Annotated in this window: 16 protein-coding genes; 7 read left to right on the forward strand and 9 right to left on the reverse strand. The window is 46.8% G+C overall.

The window, feature by feature from the left end; all coding sequences use genetic code 11:
- Nucleotides 1-13: 13 nt before the first annotated feature.
- Nucleotides 14-943 (reverse strand): DMT family transporter, encoded by a 930-nt coding sequence (locus tag ACV3PA_RS15375; RefSeq protein ID WP_456125169.1) that lies wholly within the window; start codon nt 941-943, stop codon nt 14-16.
- Between the two features lie 185 nt (nt 944-1,128).
- Here ACV3PA_RS15375 and ACV3PA_RS15380 point away from each other — a divergent pair, with 185 nt between their 5' ends.
- The gene (locus ACV3PA_RS15380; RefSeq protein ID WP_456125170.1) at nt 1,129-3,078 is read left to right on the forward strand and encodes a heavy metal translocating P-type ATPase; all 1,950 of its coding nucleotides are present in this window, start codon (nt 1,129-1,131) and stop codon (nt 3,076-3,078) included.
- Nucleotides 3,079-3,127: 49 nt separating this feature from the next.
- Here ACV3PA_RS15380 and ACV3PA_RS15385 read toward each other — a convergent pair whose 3' ends face one another.
- From ACV3PA_RS15385 to ACV3PA_RS15400, 4 genes are all read right to left on the reverse strand, one after another.
- Nucleotides 3,128-4,036 carry a YihY/virulence factor BrkB family protein gene (locus tag ACV3PA_RS15385; RefSeq protein ID WP_053452198.1) on the reverse strand — a complete coding sequence of 303 codons (909 nt, stop codon included), beginning with the start codon at nt 4,034-4,036 and terminating at the stop codon, nt 3,128-3,130.
- Nucleotides 4,037-4,122: 86 nt separating this feature from the next.
- Nucleotides 4,123-4,551 carry an NUDIX hydrolase gene (locus ACV3PA_RS15390; protein ID WP_456125171.1) on the reverse strand — a complete coding sequence of 143 codons (429 nt, stop codon included), beginning with the start codon at nt 4,549-4,551 and terminating at the stop codon, nt 4,123-4,125.
- 26 nt (nt 4,552-4,577) lie between these two features.
- Complete coding sequence (locus tag ACV3PA_RS15395; protein WP_053452200.1) at nt 4,578-5,489, reverse strand: guanosine-inosine kinase; 912 nt, start codon at nt 5,487-5,489, stop codon at nt 4,578-4,580.
- 179 nt (nt 5,490-5,668) lie between these two features.
- Nucleotides 5,669-6,562, reverse strand: a complete 894-nt coding sequence (locus ACV3PA_RS15400; protein ID WP_053452201.1) for a 1,4-dihydroxy-2-naphthoate polyprenyltransferase — start codon at nt 6,560-6,562, stop codon at nt 5,669-5,671.
- A gap of 159 nt (nt 6,563-6,721) precedes the next feature.
- Between ACV3PA_RS15400 and ACV3PA_RS15405 the strand changes: the two genes are divergently transcribed.
- From ACV3PA_RS15405 to menC, 6 genes are all read left to right on the forward strand, one after another.
- On the forward strand, nt 6,722-8,107 hold the full coding sequence (locus ACV3PA_RS15405; protein ID WP_053452202.1) for an isochorismate synthase: 1,386 nt from the start codon (nt 6,722-6,724) through the stop codon (nt 8,105-8,107).
- A complete protein-coding gene (gene menD, locus ACV3PA_RS15410) occupies nt 8,097-9,740 on the forward strand; it encodes a 2-succinyl-5-enolpyruvyl-6-hydroxy-3-cyclohexene-1-carboxylic-acid synthase (protein WP_456125172.1) in 1,644 nt (547 codons plus the stop codon). The genes ACV3PA_RS15405 and menD overlap by 11 nt, the downstream gene beginning before the upstream one ends.
- Complete coding sequence (gene menH, locus ACV3PA_RS15415) at nt 9,737-10,513, forward strand: 2-succinyl-6-hydroxy-2,4-cyclohexadiene-1-carboxylate synthase (protein WP_456125173.1); 777 nt, start codon at nt 9,737-9,739, stop codon at nt 10,511-10,513. Before menD ends, menH begins: the two co-directional genes overlap by 4 nt.
- An 18-nt stretch (nt 10,514-10,531) precedes the next feature.
- Nucleotides 10,532-11,356, forward strand: a complete 825-nt coding sequence (menB, locus tag ACV3PA_RS15420) for a 1,4-dihydroxy-2-naphthoyl-CoA synthase (RefSeq protein ID WP_053452205.1) — start codon at nt 10,532-10,534, stop codon at nt 11,354-11,356.
- A 62-nt stretch (nt 11,357-11,418) separates the two neighbouring features.
- Complete coding sequence (gene menE, locus ACV3PA_RS15425) at nt 11,419-12,801, forward strand: o-succinylbenzoate--CoA ligase (protein ID WP_456125984.1); 1,383 nt, start codon at nt 11,419-11,421, stop codon at nt 12,799-12,801.
- A complete protein-coding gene (gene menC / locus ACV3PA_RS15430) occupies nt 12,798-13,868 on the forward strand; it encodes an o-succinylbenzoate synthase (RefSeq protein WP_053452207.1) in 1,071 nt (356 codons plus the stop codon). Before menE ends, menC begins: the two co-directional genes overlap by 4 nt.
- A gap of 80 nt (nt 13,869-13,948) precedes the next feature.
- Here menC and map read toward each other — a convergent pair whose 3' ends face one another.
- The 4 genes from map to ACV3PA_RS15450 all read right to left on the reverse strand — a co-directional run bounded on the left by map (nt 13,949) and on the right by ACV3PA_RS15450 (nt 17,928).
- Nucleotides 13,949-14,710 carry a type I methionyl aminopeptidase gene (gene map, locus ACV3PA_RS15435; protein WP_425293145.1) on the reverse strand — a complete coding sequence of 254 codons (762 nt, stop codon included), beginning with the start codon at nt 14,708-14,710 and terminating at the stop codon, nt 13,949-13,951.
- A gap of 13 nt (nt 14,711-14,723) precedes the next feature.
- Nucleotides 14,724-15,914, reverse strand: a complete 1,191-nt coding sequence (locus ACV3PA_RS15440) for an EAL-associated domain-containing protein (protein ID WP_053452209.1) — start codon at nt 15,912-15,914, stop codon at nt 14,724-14,726.
- Nucleotides 15,915-15,986: 72 nt separating this feature from the next.
- On the reverse strand, nt 15,987-16,253 hold the full coding sequence (locus tag ACV3PA_RS15445; RefSeq protein ID WP_023467277.1) for a hypothetical protein: 267 nt from the start codon (nt 16,251-16,253) through the stop codon (nt 15,987-15,989).
- A 106-nt stretch (nt 16,254-16,359) separates the two neighbouring features.
- Entirely contained in the window at nt 16,360-17,928 is a 1,569-nt protein-coding gene (locus tag ACV3PA_RS15450) for a degradosome RNA helicase CshA (protein ID WP_456125174.1), read from the reverse strand.
- Nucleotides 17,929-18,124: the final 196 nt, after the last annotated feature.

Consider the following 18,124-nt stretch of genomic DNA (forward strand, 5'->3'; position numbering starts at 1 on the left):
TTCTGAATCTTCGTCAACCTCGCTTTTGAAACCAGACAGGCAAGTACGTGGAAACTAAAATACCACCCACAACGAACAAGAGACCTAACAACGCTTGCGGCGGAATCGCCTCGCCAAGAATCAAGGCAGATAAACTGACTCCATAGATCGGTACGAAGAACATAAATAACGACACCTTACTGACAGGATTATATTTCATCAGTAAATTCCATAGTGTAAATCCAGTCGCCGATAAAAAGGCGAGATACACGAGCATCCAAGCACTAGTCGTTGAAAAGCTGAACGGCGCGACGTGACCATCAAGTATGACACCCGCAATGAAGAGACCGATTGACCCAATGACCATCGCCCATCCTGTCATCGGCGCAACCGGATAACGTGCCGAGTATTCTTTTGCGATCAAATTACCGAATGCTCCGGAAACCATTGCCGCAATCAACAATCCTTCCCCTACTCCAAACGAGACACCTTGTCCACCTTGCGGCCAGTTCGCCAAGATGACGCCTGTAAATCCAAGGAACAAGGCGAGTCCTTTAAATCGATTCAGTCGATCGTCCTCGTACCGGAAATGAGCCAATAACATCTGAAAGAACGAAGTCGATCCGGCAATGATTGATCCTTGTACGCCGGTTGATAAAGATAAACCGATATAAAAGAAGACGTACTGCAAGAAGGTCAAAAAGAAGCCGAGTCGGCTATAGGCATAGGTCCGCTCCTTTAGCGTAATTGTCTGTTTGAAGACGGAGACACTGACGACAAGTAACAACACACCTGCTAAAAAGAAACGATAGCTCGCAAACAGTAGTTGCTCTCCGTATTCGGAAGACGTGATTTGTAATAATTCATAACTTTTCTTAATGAAGGGAAACGCACTTCCCCACAAAAAAGTCGTCAGTAACGCAAAGACGACGAGTCCAATCCGATGGGTTAAAATTTTTTGCATCTTTCTGGTTCCTTTCCTGTTCCTTTTCACTGAAGCATGGTATAGTAATTCTACAGATAATAATAATTATAATCTAGAGACAATGAAACTCATTATCAATCAGTTAAACGCATTGATATATCACATTCTCATTCTCTTTCTATAATGATTTCATTTCTCATTTACATTTTGAAAGGAGTTTTAATATGACGACTTCCACTACTACCGATGTTCAACAGCGTTCCGTATTCCGTCATGCTTGGGATGAGCATCACGAATTGATTCTAGCATTGTTTAGCGGAATATTGATTTTAGTTGCTTACGGACTTGAAAAATTCAATGCGGCGTCTGCCATTTATGTCACATTGTACTTATCTGCATATGTGATCGGAGGATATGCGAAAGCAAAGGAAGGCTTGACGGAGACGTATCAAGAAAAGACGTTGAATGTTGAACTGCTGATGATTTTAGCAGCGATCGGTGCTGCTGCTATCGGATACTGGATGGAAGGTGCAATTCTTATCTTCATCTTCGCATTATCCGGTGCCCTTGAAACATATACGATGAATAAAAACGAACGCGCTCTACAAAGTTTGATGTCTTTACAGCCAGAAGAAGCAACACGCCTGAACGCAAACGGACAACTCGAAGTCGTTGGAATCGAACAATTAGCGATCGGTAACCTCGTCTATGTTCGTCCGGGTGAACGAATTCCGGTTGATGGTGTCATCATTCGTGGTCAAGCGGCGATTGAAGAAGCGTCGATTACTGGCGAATCAATCCCCGTTGAAAAACAGACCGGTGATACTGTCTATAATTCGACTGTCAACATGAACGGTGTCTTAACGATTGAGATGACGAAAGCTGCAGATGAATCATTGTTCCAAAAAATCATTCATATGGTTCAAAATGCACAAAGCGAGCAATCCCCATCTGCTCAGTTTATCGAACGGTTTGAAAGCCGTTATGTCAAAATCGTATTGCTTGTCGTCGCACTCATGATGGTCCTTCCTCATTACATCGTCGGTTGGACGTTCGAGACAAGTATTTACCGCGCGATGATTTTACTCGTCGTCGCCTCCCCTTGTGCGCTTGTGGCGTCGATTACACCTGCTGCCTTGTCTGCAATTGCCGCATCTGCGAAAAATGGTGTTCTTTTTAAAGGAGGCGCACACATTGAAACACTCGGACAAGTCGACACGATCGTCTTCGACAAAACGGGTACGCTGACGACAGGTAAACCAGTCGTTACAGAAAGTCGTTACGCCGAAGGCTTGGATGTTCAAGCTGTTCAACAAGCCGTCGCTTCTATTGAAGCACAGTCGAATCATCCGCTCGCACAAGCGATCGTTGACCACTTAAAAGCCGATGTTCGTGAGCCGTCAATGTTCAAAGATGTAACAGGATACGGAATTGAGGCAACCGTCGATAGTGTCACGTATCGCATTGGTAAACGGGCATTCCACGATGGTTTAGACGATCCATTCGTCGCGATTGAACAATCGCTTAAAGAACAGGGACATACAATCGTTTATGTCAGTAATGGATCGCAAATCGTAGCACTTTATGCGCTACGTGACACGATTCGTCCTGAAGCCAAAACAGCGATTGCTGCTTTAAATGATCTCGGAATCGCAACAATCATGTTGACAGGTGATAATCCGGTGACGGCAGCTGCTATTTCGCGCGAAGCAGGATTAACGGATTTCGTCGCTGAATGTCTACCGGAGGATAAAGTCCGGTATATCAAGCAATATCAAACAGAAGGTCGGACCGTTGCGATGGTCGGTGATGGCATTAACGATGCTCCAGCACTTGCACTGGCGCATGTCGGAATCGCCATGGGCGAAGGAACAGACGCTGCGCTTGAAACGGCTGACGTCGTCTTGATGAAAAATGATTTAGGTCGCCTTGCCTATGCTGTGCATAAAGCACGGAAGATGAACCGAATCGTCAAACAAAACATCACGCTGGCGATCGGTGTCATTCTTCTATTGATCGCATCTAACTTGTCACAGTTCTTGATCATGCCGTTCGCTGTCGTCGGACACGAAGGATCGACGATTCTTGTCATCTTGAATGGTTTACGTCTTCTCCAACAGGACGCTTTACCACGTCTTACACCACGTCCTTCTGAAAAGCAATTAGCTGCTTAATCATCAAAAAAGCCTGACCGCCACATGGCAGTCAGGCTTTTTTGTACCTTCATCCGAATGTATTCGTTGGAATCGAATCGAGTTCTGCTTGTTCCTTCAAGCGTTTCTCTTCCATCTTTTTCGGATCTGCTTTTTTCATGAACCGTTCCCACGAGGCGTTCAATTCAGAACCGAGTAAAATGATCAAACCTGTGAAATAGAGCCATAGCAACAAGATGACGACACTACCGAGCGAACCATACGTTTGATTGTAATTGGAGAAGTTCGAGACGTAGAAACCAAATCCAACCGATAACAATTGCCAGACGATGACACCGAAAACAGCTCCTGGGATCGCTTCTTTAAACGTAATCGGACGCTTTGGTGCAACGCGGTAGAAAATTGACAAAATACCAATCAATAGAATCGTCGACACGACGTACCGTAAGACGGTCAGTAAGATTTTTTGTCCCATATCGATCGGGAGGACGAAATTCGCAAGGTAAGTAATAATCGGACCACCGAGGACATTCAAGACGATCAGCAACAACATCCCGATTCCAAGTACGATCGTGAGTAATAAGGCGATTCCTCGTGCTGCGACAAAACCACGGGGTGAGAAGTCGCCATACGCATGGTTCGCCGTCGTAATCAAACGATCGACCCCTTTTGAAGCCGACCAGACGGCAAGAATCGCACCGATTGATAACAGACCACCTTGTGGTTCCTTAATGGCTTGGAAAATCGTATCCGTAAACGTGTTGACGGCTCCGCCTGGCGCTAGATCTCGAATTTGCGACTCGAGCGTCTGCCGATCAATATCAAAGAAAGATAAGACGGAAATGACGAAAATGATACCTGGGAAAATGGATAAAAACCAGTAATAAGCGAGCGTCCCTGCATAATCCGTGATGTTATGATCGGACATTCGCTGCTTTAAGTTAAGGGCAAGCCCTTTTGGATCGCGTGAATGCGCCATCGTCATCTCTCCTTCATGAAAAAGAGGCAGTCAAAGACCACCTCATTGTTTTAATATACTTTTCCCATTTTATTTCAACTAAAACCTCATTCGTTCTCAGAAAGAATTAATTCATAGAACGGTTCTGTCATTTCTGCCAACTGTTTGGCGAGTGACGGCGGACGAATCGGCAACGAAGGTAACGCTGAACGTTTGATCCAAACTGGCGTATAACCCGATCCTTCCTCTTCGAATTCTTCACCTGTTCCCGTCCCAAAACGACCACCTATTGTTTTTGCCCAAAAATAAGGGTTATCGAATCCATTAAATCGGACGATAGCAGCTATACCGGTCAACTCCACGTCGACACCAAGTTCTTCATGTGCTTCGCGAATCGCTGTCTCTTCTAGCGATTCTCCGTCATCTTTTCCACCGCCTGGAAAGACATAATACGTTTCGTTCGGTTTATCCCGACGAATTAACGCAATTTCATCCTGTTCGTTTCGTAAAATGATCGCACTTCGTTGAATCGGCATGACGCCACCCCCTTTTCAAATTCTACTTATTGAATAGCATCCAGCATTTCAGGAACGAGCCCGTTCTCTGTCGAAGCGATGACTTCTGCTGCGACTTTCATGCCAAGCTTCAATGCTTCTTCTGCAGTTTTTTCTTGTGTCAGTTCAGACAAGACAGCGGAGAAGAAAGAATCGCCTGCTCCAGTCGAATCGACGACCTTTACTTTTTTCGTTCCGACGTGACCGGATGTCGCCGTACGACGATCGACATAGACCGCACCGAGTTCGCTCATTGTCACGACCGTGAATGGCGCTCCTTTTTTCGCTAATTCGTTTGCTACATGAATCGCATCTTCCACTGTCACGATCGATAGATCAGACAGAATTTCTGCTTCTTCTCGACTACAAATAAATCCAGTGAATCCTTGTAGCAGATGACGATTTCGTTCAATGACGCTCAAGTGACCACAAACACCAAACAATGGTAACTCCATTTTGCGGCATAAATGAATCAAACGTTCGAGCACAGTAACAGACAAATCAAGATCGATCGCTACGGCATCGACTCCATCAAGTGCATAGATCGATTGACGTAAAATCGCTTCTTCGAGCAACTTGGCATCCGGTTGTTTCGAGATCGATGTTTGCAAGTCACCTTCGTTGTCCATAACAGCTAGCCACATACCCATTCCATGATCTTCTAACATTTCGACATGATCCACATTCGCACCGTAAGATTTCAGCTCATCGAGCACTCCTACGCCAATCTGGTCATTCGTAACCGTCGAGATAAAGCGAACTTCATTCCCGAGGACGGCTAGGTTTTGTGCTACGTTGCGTCCTGTTCCTCCATTCGAAAACGTGATGTCTCCTACGTTTTTCGCATCCTTGTGCAAGGGAGCGAACGAAGTTCCTTTTATGTCGACGAATACTTTTCCGATTACCGCGATTTTATTCATTCTAGTTCCACCTCTAACCATATTTCCTGATTTCCGACCTTGAATTGGTCTTTCAGGCACATTGCTTCAATTATAGTAAAATTTTAAATCAGTGACAACCGAAGTACTTTTTTTCTAACTGTTCTCTCTCTTCATACGAAAAAAGCAGCAAGCGAATCGCCTGCTGCTTTGACTTAACATCAGATATTTGCAATGACAAGACTGATTGCGAGTAAAAGACCAAAAATCGTGTTCACCTTACCAGTCTGTGCCATTCCAGGCATCAGTTTTTCTGGTGGTAGGTCTTCCCAGAAGAGACGCACCGCTTTGATCATCAGTGGAATACTTAACAATGCAAGTAGTGCAAACCACGAGACCTCGAATGCGAGTACAGCAATGATAAGAGATAGGACAGCGGCTGCAAAAAATCCAACTAAGACATATACAGCACGGCGATGTCCAACGAGACACGCAATCGTTTTTCGCCCGTTGACCTTATCATTATCCAAATCACGAATATTATTCGCAAGTAGGATCGAACCAATTAAAATGGCGACTGGTATAGAAATCGCAACGGCTTCTGTCGGAACGTAACCGATTTGCAAGTACGCAGAGATTGCGATGATGATATACCCCATAAAAAAGCCGGCAACGACTTCCCCGAACGGCGTATAGGCAATCGGGAGCGGTCCACCCGTGTAGATATATCCGACGAACATCGAAATGAGTCCTACGACAAGCAACCACCACGATGTCTCGATACACAGATACACACCGAGTAATGCCGAGATCCCGTACAATATAAGCGCGAACGCTAGAATCGTACCCGGCTTGAACCCGTCACGAACGATCGATCCACCAATTCCGACCGACTCCTCCGTATCTAAACCACGTTTGTAATCGTAGTATTCATTGAACAGATTCGTTGCGATTTGAATCAGCATCGATGCGATCAACATCGCCACGAACAAATCCAAGCGTATCGACTCCACACGTGGTGCGACAACTGCCGTACCGACGACGACCGGAACAAAACTTGCTGTTAAGGTATGTGGTCGTGTCATTCGCCAATAGACAGCGATTGATTTATTCATATAATAACCCCTTTCCTGTCTAAGTGTATCGGGTTTCGTTTTTTGCTGTCAATGTTCAATCCCAGATAGCTTATTCCTTCTTTTTTGTCCGTAAAAAGTTTACACTTAGATTAAGTGAAACATATCACAGTATCTACAGACTAGGGGGCAATGAGCGGTATGGCTTACGCTCAACAAGAGCTAAAACAGTGTATCGAACAGGCCGTCAGTCAGGCAAACGCCTCACAACGACCTATACTCGCTTCGTATTCATGGGAAATCGAAGCAACTGACATGCGTTCCCTCGAACAGGGTATCGAGGAACGATTTTATTTCGCGACACCTGATCGCTCGATGCGGGCCATCGGGTTTGGCATCGTACAACAACTTCAGGCTTCAGGAACGGATCGTTTTTTACGAATTCAATCACAATGGGCAAACTTAAATCGCGATCACGTCGGTCATGATTTGTTTGCGTTCAGTGGTTTTTCTTTCGCTGAACTCAAACAACCAGACTATCGCTGGTCTTCATTCGGTGATGCCTCGATGACGATTCCGAAGTTTTTATTTTTAGAGCAAGACGGACAGACACGCGTGACGATTTTTGCTCGTGTCGAACCGATGGATCAAGTCGATTCAATCTTAAATCAACTCGCACTCGATTTCGCCAAAGTCAATCAACCGCAAGCATCGACTTTGTCAGGCGTCACGCGTCTACGGCTATCGCGGGATGGAAATGAGGCGTTTGAAGCGTCGTTCCAACAAGCGATGCATTACTTGGAGACAACACTTGAAAAAATCGTCCTTGCACGGGAGGTCGTTTATGAACTGGATCGCCCGCTCGACGTGGCAGCTGTCGTTGCTGAACTAGAAGACACACAGCCTGGTAGTTACGTCTTCTGTTTCCAACCGAATCCAGAAGAAGCCTTCATCGGCGCCACACCGGAACGACTCGTTCAAAAACGTGGGCGTCGCCTTGAGACGGCAGCAGTTGCTGGTTCCGCACCACGTCACGAGACCGATGAGATGGACGAAGCACTTGGTCAATCACTCTTACAAGACCAAAAGAATCGGATGGAGCACGGTATCGTTGCAGATTCGATAGAACGGACGTTATCTGTATTTTCGGAGGAACTGGATTGTCCGGACACACCGATTCTCTTGAAGAATCGCCATATCCAACATCTTTATACTCCAATCACAGCACGTCTAAAAGCAGACGTGACATTGTTTCAATTGATTGAAAAACTGCACCCCACACCTGCGCTTGGTGGTGAACCCAAACAGTTGGCGGTCGATGCCATCCAAGAAATCGAGACGTTCGAACGGGGTTGGTACGGTTCACCCGTCGGTTGGATGAATGGACAGGATGATGGGGAATTCATCGTTGCCATCCGCTCCGGACTGTTTACGGAACGGGCGGTCATTCTTTATGCTGGTTGTGGTCTTGTCGAAGGCTCTCATCTCGATAGTGAGCTGGCAGAGACGGAAACTAAACTATCACCGATGTTACAAGCACTGTCACATGTCGGTTCGATTGAAAAGGATGATATTTATGTTGACTAAGTGGATGCATACGTTAATCGATACGCTCGTCGCTTCTGGTGTCCGGGACTTCGTCATCAGTCCCGGTTCTCGGTCGACACCACTGGCTATTGCTGCATTTCTGCATCCGTCTAGCCGTACCCACGTCCTTGTTGACGAACGGTCGGCTAGTTTTTTTGCATTAGGTTTGACGCGGACGGAAGATCACGTTCGTCCTGTTGCCTTAATTTGTACAAGCGGTACCGCTGCGACGAACTATTATTCGGCAGTGACCGAAGCCAATATTTTCGAACTTCCACTAATCGTCTTGACGGCCGATCGCCCACATGAGTTACGTAATGTCGGTGCCCCACAAGCGATTGATCAAGTCGGATTGTACGGAAAACAAGTCCGACATGCGTTTGATCTACCTTTAGCGGAGGAAGCAAGTCTTCCTTACGTTGCTCATGTCGCACAACGGGCAGCCTTACTCTCGCTGACGGAACCAGCAGGACCGGTTCAAATCAACGTCCCGTTACGAGAACCACTTGTCCCGGAACTCGATCTCTTACGAACAGGATGTCCTGTCGGCGAATTACCTGCCCCGACATCGGAAGTAAATAACGCCTTAACGGTTGCGCTTCAAGAAGAGCGTCTTCTTTTTGTGCTTGGACCTCAACTCACTGCGACGGACAGTCAGGTTGTCATTTCATATGCGAAAAAAGCGGGTATTCCAGTCTTAGCAGATCCACTTAGTCAAGGGCGGCAATCGAAGGAAGATCATGTTTTTGCCTATTACGATACATGGCTAAAACATCCTGCTACTGCTCAGCACGTCCGACCGGATCGCATCATTCGTTTTGGTGCCATGCCAACGTCAAAACCTTATCTGCTCTGGTCTCGGGACATCCCGACGACGGTCGTCGGTCATCCAGGTAACTGGCGTGACCCGCAACTCCATTCGGATTTCGTGATTGGTCACGCGCGACAACTCGAGCATCAGGAACTCATTTTGCATGATCCTACGTATCTCGCACTATTACAACAGGCGGAGCGACTCGTCGCGAATGCCTTTACGACGATTAATCAAGAAGAGATGACGGAATATAATGTCGTTCGCGCCTTGACGACATTACAGGAAGGAAGTCTCTTCGTTTCAAACAGCATGCCGATTCGAGACGTTGATACGTTCCTGCCGACAGGCACACCCCTTCGTCTGCTCGCGAACCGTGGCGCAAATGGAATTGATGGTATTCTTTCGAGTGCTCTTGGAGCAACGTTTGATGCCAAACACCGCTATTTACTCGTTGGTGACTTGGCATTCATTCATGATATCAACGGGCTAATGACAGCGCGCACGCTTCCGTTAACGATTATCCTCGTCAACAATGCGGGTGGTGGTATCTTTAGCTTTTTACCACAACAACAACTCGAGCAAGAAGTGTTCGAGCCACTATTTGGTACACCACAACATCTTGACTTCGCTTCCCTCGCTTCTGGGTATGGCGTGACCTATCAGGCGATCGATTCGATTGCTGCGTTACGTCAATCACTTGCGGAAGAGACAAACGTCACTCGGATTCTCGAAGTCAAGACGACACGAATCGAAAACGTACAGATGCATCGTTCGATTTGGGACGTGACGAATCAAGCGTTAGACGAGGTGTTCCGATGATTTTACGCGGTCATCCCTATCACGTGAAAATCGAAGGATCTGGTCCTCCACTCCTGTTGCTCCATGGTTTTACAGGATCCCTCTCAACGTGGGACATGCTAAGTGAGCATTTATCTCCTCACTTCACTGTCTATCGTCTTGATTTGATGGGACATGGAAAGACGGTACCAGCGCCCGATCAACGGATGCGTTTGACGCAACAGGTCAAGGATCTCGAGACGCTACTCTCTACTCGATCTGAGCAATGGGTCGTCCTCGGTTATTCGATGGGTGGACGAATTGCTTTAATGCTGAGTGTCGTCTCGGAGCGAGTTGCTCGAACGATCGCTGTCAGCACGACACCAGGCATTAAAACGGCAACGGATCGAAAAGCACGTCGTGCATCCGATCGAATATTAGCTGATCGACTTGAAAAAGACGGACTTGAGACGTTCATTAATTACTGGGAGACACTTGGACTGTTTAAATCGCAAGCCCTTCTCCCTGAACCTCAACGTCAGCTTCTGCGTCAGGAACGTCTATCACAAACCGTTGAAGGGCTAAGTGCCTCGCTTCGTTCGCAGGGTACAGGAAGCATGCCTTCACTTTGGTCACGCCTTCCACAAGAGATTGATTGGATTGTCGGGGAAGAGGATGAAAAATTCCGAACGATTGCTTCGCAGGCTGCATCATTTGAAAAAATTCACGTGATTTCGCATGCTTCGCACGCCCCACATATCGACCAACCGCAAAAGTTTGTTACAATGGTAAAGAATCTACTTATTCATCACTAACATATTGGGGGAATTCACATGAAATACGCTCCGGAATGGGTATCAGCCCGTAGCTATGAAGACATCAAATATGAACAATGGAACGGTATCGCGAAAATCACGATCAACCGTCCAGAAGTTCGCAACGCGTTCCGACCACACACGGTCCACGAACTCATTGACGCATTTTCACGTGCACGTGACGATCAAAACGTCGGCGTCATCATCTTAACAGGTGAAGGTGATCTCGCATTCTGTTCTGGCGGAGACCAAAAGGTACGCGGACATGGTGGATATGTCGGTGAAGACGAAATTCCACGCTTGAACGTCCTTGATCTTCAACGTTTGATTCGTGTCATCCCGAAACCAGTCATCGCAATGGTCGCAGGCTATGCAATCGGTGGCGGACACGTCCTTCACCTCGTGTGTGACTTGACAATCGCTGCAGACAACGCCCGCTTCGGACAAACAGGTCCTAAAGTCGGCTCATTCGATGCTGGTTATGGTTCTGGTTACCTTGCACGCGTTGTTGGACACAAGAAAGCGCGCGAAATCTGGTACCTCTGCCGTCAATATGATGCGCAACAAGCACTCGATATGGGACTCGTCAATACGGTCGTTCCACTTGCAGATCTCGAACAAGAAACGATTCAATGGTGTGCTGAAATTCTTCAACATTCACCAACTGCTCTTCGTTTCCTCAAAGCGGCATTCAATGCTGATTCAGACGGTCTTGCAGGTATCCAGCAACTTGCAGGAGATGCGACATTGTTGTACTACACAACAGACGAAGCAAAAGAAGGACGCGATGCGTTCAAAGAAAAACGCAATCCTGACTTCGGACAGTTCCCGCGTTTCCCATAATGAAAAGAAGGTTCAATCGTCTTATGACGTTGAACCTTTTTCGTATATTCATCACAAAGGAAGTGACTATTTTGTATCCTTGGATTTATACACGGGCAAAAGAACAGCCGAATGATATGGCGCTCATTACGGAGACAGAGCGCTGGTCGTGGTCCGAACTCTATACACATGCCCACCGCTTAGCAAGTACTTGGGCGACAATCGTGTCACGTGGAGACCGGATCGTCCTTTACGGTCCATCGAGTGCACGTTACATCGTCGCACTTCACGCAGCTCAATTACTCGAATTGACCGTCGTCCCGATCAATACGCGTTTGACGCAAACGGAAGTATTACGTCAATTCAAACAGGCAGATGTACGACTCGTCGTGACAGACCGGGCACTCGATACAGCGATTCCGTGTCGCTCTTTTTCCTATGAAAAAGAAGCCCCTGACCTGTTAATACGCCATATGCCCAAGCAATATATCCAATCCATGCTCTTTACGAGTGGTACGACCGGACATCCGAAAGCTGTCGAACAAACAATGTTGAATCATTTCTCGAGTGCTACGAATGCTGCGCGTCACATTGGATCACTTCCGGAAGATCGTTTTTTGATCGTCACACCACTGTTCCATATGAGTGGGTTAGCTGTCGTCTACCGGGCAGTCATCTACGGCGTACCAATCGTTCTTGAGCCACATTTTTCACCAGAACGTGCCTTGCACTGGATCACGACGGAACGAATCACACATGTCTCACTCGTTTCTGTCATGCTCGACCGACTGCTCGAAGCTGGACTTCGTCGGCATTCGCTCCGCGTCGTATTAACCGGAGGTGGACCCGTCCCTTTACCGATTCTGACGCGAGCTCTTGATCGAAATATCCCTGTCATGCAGACATATGGTATGACAGAAACAGCTTCCCAAATCGCAACTCTCTTGCCTGAGGATGCTTTACGAAAGCTCGGATCGGCTGGACAAGCGATTCATCCGACACAAATTCGCATCACGCGTCATCAAGAAATCGAAGTCAAAGGACCGACAATCATGAAAGGTTATTTTCATGACGAGGAGAAAACGGTAAACGCCTTTACCGCAGATGGTTTTTTTAAGACCGGTGATCTAGGTCGTCTCGACGCAGATGGCTATCTTTATGTGCTCGATCGCCGAAGTGATCTTATCATCTCTGGTGGTGAGAATATCTATCCAGCTGAGGTCGAATCAGCGCTTTTATCGATCAATGGTATTCAAGAAGCGGGTGTCGTCGGACGTTTTGACGCAACATGGGGGCAGGTTCCGGTTGCCTTCATCGTCAGTAATCTTGACGAAACAACCATCCGAACAGAGATCAGCCAATTACTCGCGAAATATAAATGTCCAGTTGATTACATTTATCATAGCGTGTTGCCACGCAATGCGAACGGTAAGTTGCTTCGTAAGCAACTGAAAGAGTCGTTATGAGTATCACGTTACGTTCCGCCGAACTGTTCGATGTTCCACTCGTCTTTCGTCGTCCGATGCAAACCGCCCTCTCAACGTTGACGGTTCGCCGCACGACGATTCTACGCGTAACCGATTCAGAAGGACGAATCGGTTACGGAGAAGGTGTTGCGTTTGATACACCGTGGTATACGTCCGAAACACAACACTCCCTCCAAGGGATCGCTCCGCTGCTTTATCGGTTACTTGAACCACCACTCCATCGTCCTGCTGACGTCAAAGATCGCTTCCGCATCGTGCAAGGCAATCCGATGGCAAAGGCGATGTTTGAAGGGGCCATCTATGAATTATTTGCAGCAGCATCCGGACAATCGCTTGCTACCTATCTCGGAGGTGACGAGTCGTGCCTCGTCCCTTGTGGGAAAGCACTCGGACGAGCATCAGCAGAACAAACAATCGAGGCAGTCGGTCAAGCTATTGCCTCCGGATATGGACGGATCAAGCTGAAGCTTGCTCCGACAGACACAGCAGTGCTCGAACAAGTACGGTCAGCTTTTCCTGATGCGCCTTTAATGTTTGATGCAAACGGTAGTTTCACTGAAACGGATTTCCCTCTATTACAACATTGGGATTCATTCGGTCTCGTTATGATGGAACAACCACTCGCAACATCTGATTGGTCTGGATATCAACGTCTTGCTGCACTTCTGAAGACACCGATTTGTCTTGATGAATCCATCGTCGCTCCAGCAGATGCCGATTTGATGAAGATGACACGTGCCGGTCAGATTTTGAACATCAAGCCTGCACGCGTCGGTGGATTAACGAATGCTTTATTGCTTCGAACGAAAGCCCCGTACTGGCTCGGCGGTATGTTCGAGAGTGGCATCGGACGTCGCCAAACACTTGCCTTCGCGACACTTCCCGGTCTCGCTTATCCGATCGACATGGCAAGTACTGCTGATTATTTTGAAGAAGATTTGCTCGAGACCCCGTATTACGTTGAACAAGGACACATTCGCTATACAGCCTCGGCTGTATCCGAAACACAGTTAACTAAACTAGCAACGTCCCGGATTTTTTTATGACTTACTTGAACTCCGACGACAAAGAAGAGGCAATGGATCGATGTCCATTGCCTCTTCTCGTATTTTACTAAGAGTTTCTCTTAGAACGATTCTTTTCCTTCAACCTTCGTCAAAATCTCATACCCGTCTTTTAAGACGACGACAGTATGCTCAAATTGTGAAACGAGACTCCGGTTCGGCGTGTACAACGTCCAACCATCCCGCTCATCTTCGATACAGAACTCGTCTCCTGTTGAAATGAACGTCTCGACAGCAATGACTTGTCCTTCCTTCAACAAATCGTTCTCTTCACGGTTGAAGTAGTTCGAGATGGATTCCGGCTCACCATGAAGTGTCTTCCCAAGACCGTGTCCCGCTAAGTTACGGATGACGGTAAAACCGCTCTTACGCGTTTCAGCATAAATCGCTTTTCCGATCTGGTTGACCTTCGTTCCTGCTTTGACTTTCTCAAGTCCTTTTTCAAGCGCCGTTAACGATACTTCAACGAGTCGGACATCTTCCGGACGTTTTGCTTCTCCCGCAATGACCGTCTTTCCTGTATCCGAGTAATAGCCATTTTTCACAGCTGAGACATCAACGTTGACGATATCCCCCTCTTGAATAACGTATTTACCAGGAATACCGTGTGCCGCGATGTCATTGACACTGATGCATGTCGCTCCTGGGAAATCATACATGACGATCGGAGCAGACTCGGCTCCCTGTTCTTTCAGGATACGTGCACCGATTTCGTCGAGTTCTTTTGTCGTGATTCCTGGTTTGACAGCGTCCGCCATCTCATCGCGCGCCATAGCGACGATTCGTCCAATTTCTCGTAATGCTTCATAATCATAATCTAACACTTTCATTTCCTCCTCATTCACTCAATCGTTCTTGATATAGATAATCTGCGGATATATCCGCAAATAAGAACATGCCATTACTGAGCGGCATACTAAATGTCCGTGTCTGTTCACTCGAACTGAAGTCGACATATCGTTCCGATAAATAACCACTGTGTCGTCGCTCCATCGCAACAGTCGTCCGAATGAAGTACGGACGGAAACTCCAATTGTACCCTTTGTAGAAAGCATACAGTTTCCATTCTCCACTCTTTTTACTGACGTTCGAAGATTGCTGGAATCCATTCGCATCCGTAATGTAGAATCGAATGAACTCTGGTTCCATCTTCCTCGCAAGCATCATCAACCATTCATCGAGATCCTGTTCCGATTTCAATGATTGACAGTATTCGTTAAACCGAACCGTCCAGTCTTGCTCCAGTTGAAACAATCGATTCATCTGTTCCCGATCATATTTATAGAACATTGGAACTTCATGAATCAAAATCTCCATTCCTGGACAAGTCATGACCCATTCAGGTGATGCTTCTCCCAGTAAATTCCCCATATAGTAACGTCCTCCGTGTTGCCACGCATACCGTAGTTGTCCTAAATGACTGATATTCTTATACAAAAGTGGCGCTCCAAGCTGATCACACAAGTGCTCCATCGTTTGTAAGAGATGCGGATACGTCGCTGAGACGGTTTTTTTCTCTATCATCGAGGATAGATCGACGATCAACATATCCGGTGACATCGAAAAGACACGTTCGAGACTCGTTGCTTCCGCACGGTCTAGCGCTACCTTCAGTCCAGAGTTCTGGTAGTACGCGACGATCCGACCAAGACGGTCAAAGTCATCAACTTGAACGTCCGTCAATGTGACATACATTCGTTCTTTTGGAAACGACGAATCGACCGTCCGTAAGACATGCAAGAAGTCTTCCCCACCGTTTTCAAACAGCCAAGCTGGGCGACAACGGATCAGGATAAACGCTTGTGCATCGGAGGGTACTTTTTGGAATGCTTGACGGACGACATGCCCCATGACTTCGAGTTGATACTCGATTGGAACATCATCTTCCTGAAAAAATGGTTTTAACGGTTCTCCACGAAAATGGGACTGGATTTCATACCCTTCCACCTTAAAAGGGGCAGCGCCTACAATCGGTTGAAACCACGCCTCTATCTCTTCGGGATGAACGATGACATCTAATGCATCCATTCTATTCCCCCCTTGTACTCTTTTTCTATCTTAACAAAAAAAGAGCCTCTCTGTAACGAGAGAGCCCCTGTTTTACGATAACGTCGTATCTTTTCGTAAGGCGATATACAAGTACACACCAAATGTCGCCGTCAAATAGATGATACTCAGAACACCATATTGAATTCCGACGGCTCCTCCCTTACCGATGGCGAGCACAAGAAAAATAATGCCACCAAATAATAAGGTCGCTAACGGAATATAACGAAAATGTCCTTTTGTCGTCCGCTCACAAATCTTTTTCGTCGCGACGATCAGTGCAACGAGACAGACGGATGCTGCTACATAAATGGTATACACGAATGATTCAGCCCTCTCCCTATCGTTCATGGCTCATTTTATCATGACCGATTAGAAAAATCATAAAAAAGAACCGACTTGTCTGTGACAAATCGGTTCGAATCGTTTACTTTTCAAAACGTGGTTTACGTCCACCACGGTTACGATCGCTTTCGCTACGGTTGCTACGTCCTGCATAACCGCCTTCACGACGATCCGATGAAGAAGATGAAGATGAACGACCACCTTCACGACGTTCGCCACCGCTACGTGGGCTGTTTCCACGGTATCCGCCACTGCGGTTGCCGCTGCCACTTCCACCTTTGTTTCCGTAAGGACGACGGTTTCCACCACCGTTACTACCGAAACGTTTCACGCGGATTGGTTCGATTGAAGAGATTTGGACTGGTGTTGCATCCGGCTCTTTCGTCAATCCTTTAAGTGCTGCTGAAAGAAGTTCCACTGCTTCGTACTCTTCTAAGAGTTCTTGTGCAAGTGTTGTATATTCTTGTGAATTTTTTGCTTCAACGCGTTTGATGAGTTCTTGTGCAGCGAGCTTCAAGTTGCCTTCTAAGATTTCGTCAAGTGTTGGCGCATGACGACGTGACATTTTTTTGTTCGTGACACGTTCGATTGTTTTGATTTGACCGAATTCACGTGGTGTAACGAACGTGACAGCCGATCCTGTTTTACCAGCGCGTCCCGTACGACCGATCCGGTGAACGTAGCTTTCTGGATCTTGTGGTACGTCGAAGTTGTAGACGTGTGTGACACCAGAAATGTCAAGACCACGTGCTGCAACGTCTGTTGCGACGAGGATATCGATCGTTCCTTTTTTGAAACGACGGATGACTTGGTCACGTTTTGCTTGTGTTAAGTCACCGTGTAAACCGTCAGCCGTGTATCCACGTTGGATCAAGCCTTCAGTCATCTCATCAACACGTTTTTTCGTACGACCGAAGATGATTGAGAGTTCCGGAGAATCCGTGTCGATCAAACGGCAAAGAACGTCGAATTTTTGGCTTTCTTTTAATTCGATGAACGACTGGTCGATATTTTCAACTGTCATTTCTTTTGCTTTGACTTTGATGTGTGTCGGAGTCGTCATGAAACGATCTGCAATTTTACGAATTTGTGGTGGCATTGTTGCTGAGAACAAGAGTGTTTGACGAGTTTCAGGAAGTGCACCGAGGATTTTCTCGATGTCTTCGACGAACCCCATGTTCAACATCTCATCTGCTTCATCAAGGATGACCGTTTGAACGTGATCAAGGTTCAACGTCTTACGGTTCATGTGGTCCATCAAACGTCCTGGTGTTGCAACGACGATTTGTGGATTTTTACGAAGCGCACGGATTTGGCGATCGATTTGCTGACCACCGTAGACAGGAAGGGCATGAACACGTTTTACGTCACCGATACGGTTCAATTCTTCTGCTACCTGGATTGCAAGTTCACGTGTTGGAGCAAGAATCAACGCTTGGATGTAGCGTGATTTTGCGTCAAGACGCTCGATTGTTGGGATACCGAATGCTGCTGTTTTCCCTGTACCTGTTTGTGCTTGACCGATTAAGTCGACGCCGCTGAGTCCGACAGGAATTGTTTCTGCTTGGATTGGTGTTGCTTCTTCAAAGCCCATTTTTAGGACACCTTTGATAAGTGCCTCACTAAGATTTAATTCACGAAATGTTGTCAATGCTAAATACTCTCCTTTGTCATATGAAAAGCGTCTGCCACTAAACAGACGCTACCGTAACGAATACAATCGACTACCTATTATAACAGAATCTATCACATAAAGATAGAGTGGTTTCTCTTATAATAATAATGTTTAGGGAAGTCACCATCATAATCGTTGCCATAAGGGCGAGGGAAAGGCGAAGTGCCCGGAC

The sequence above is a fragment of the Exiguobacterium sp. EA-TM-5 genome, assembly GCF_053878415.1.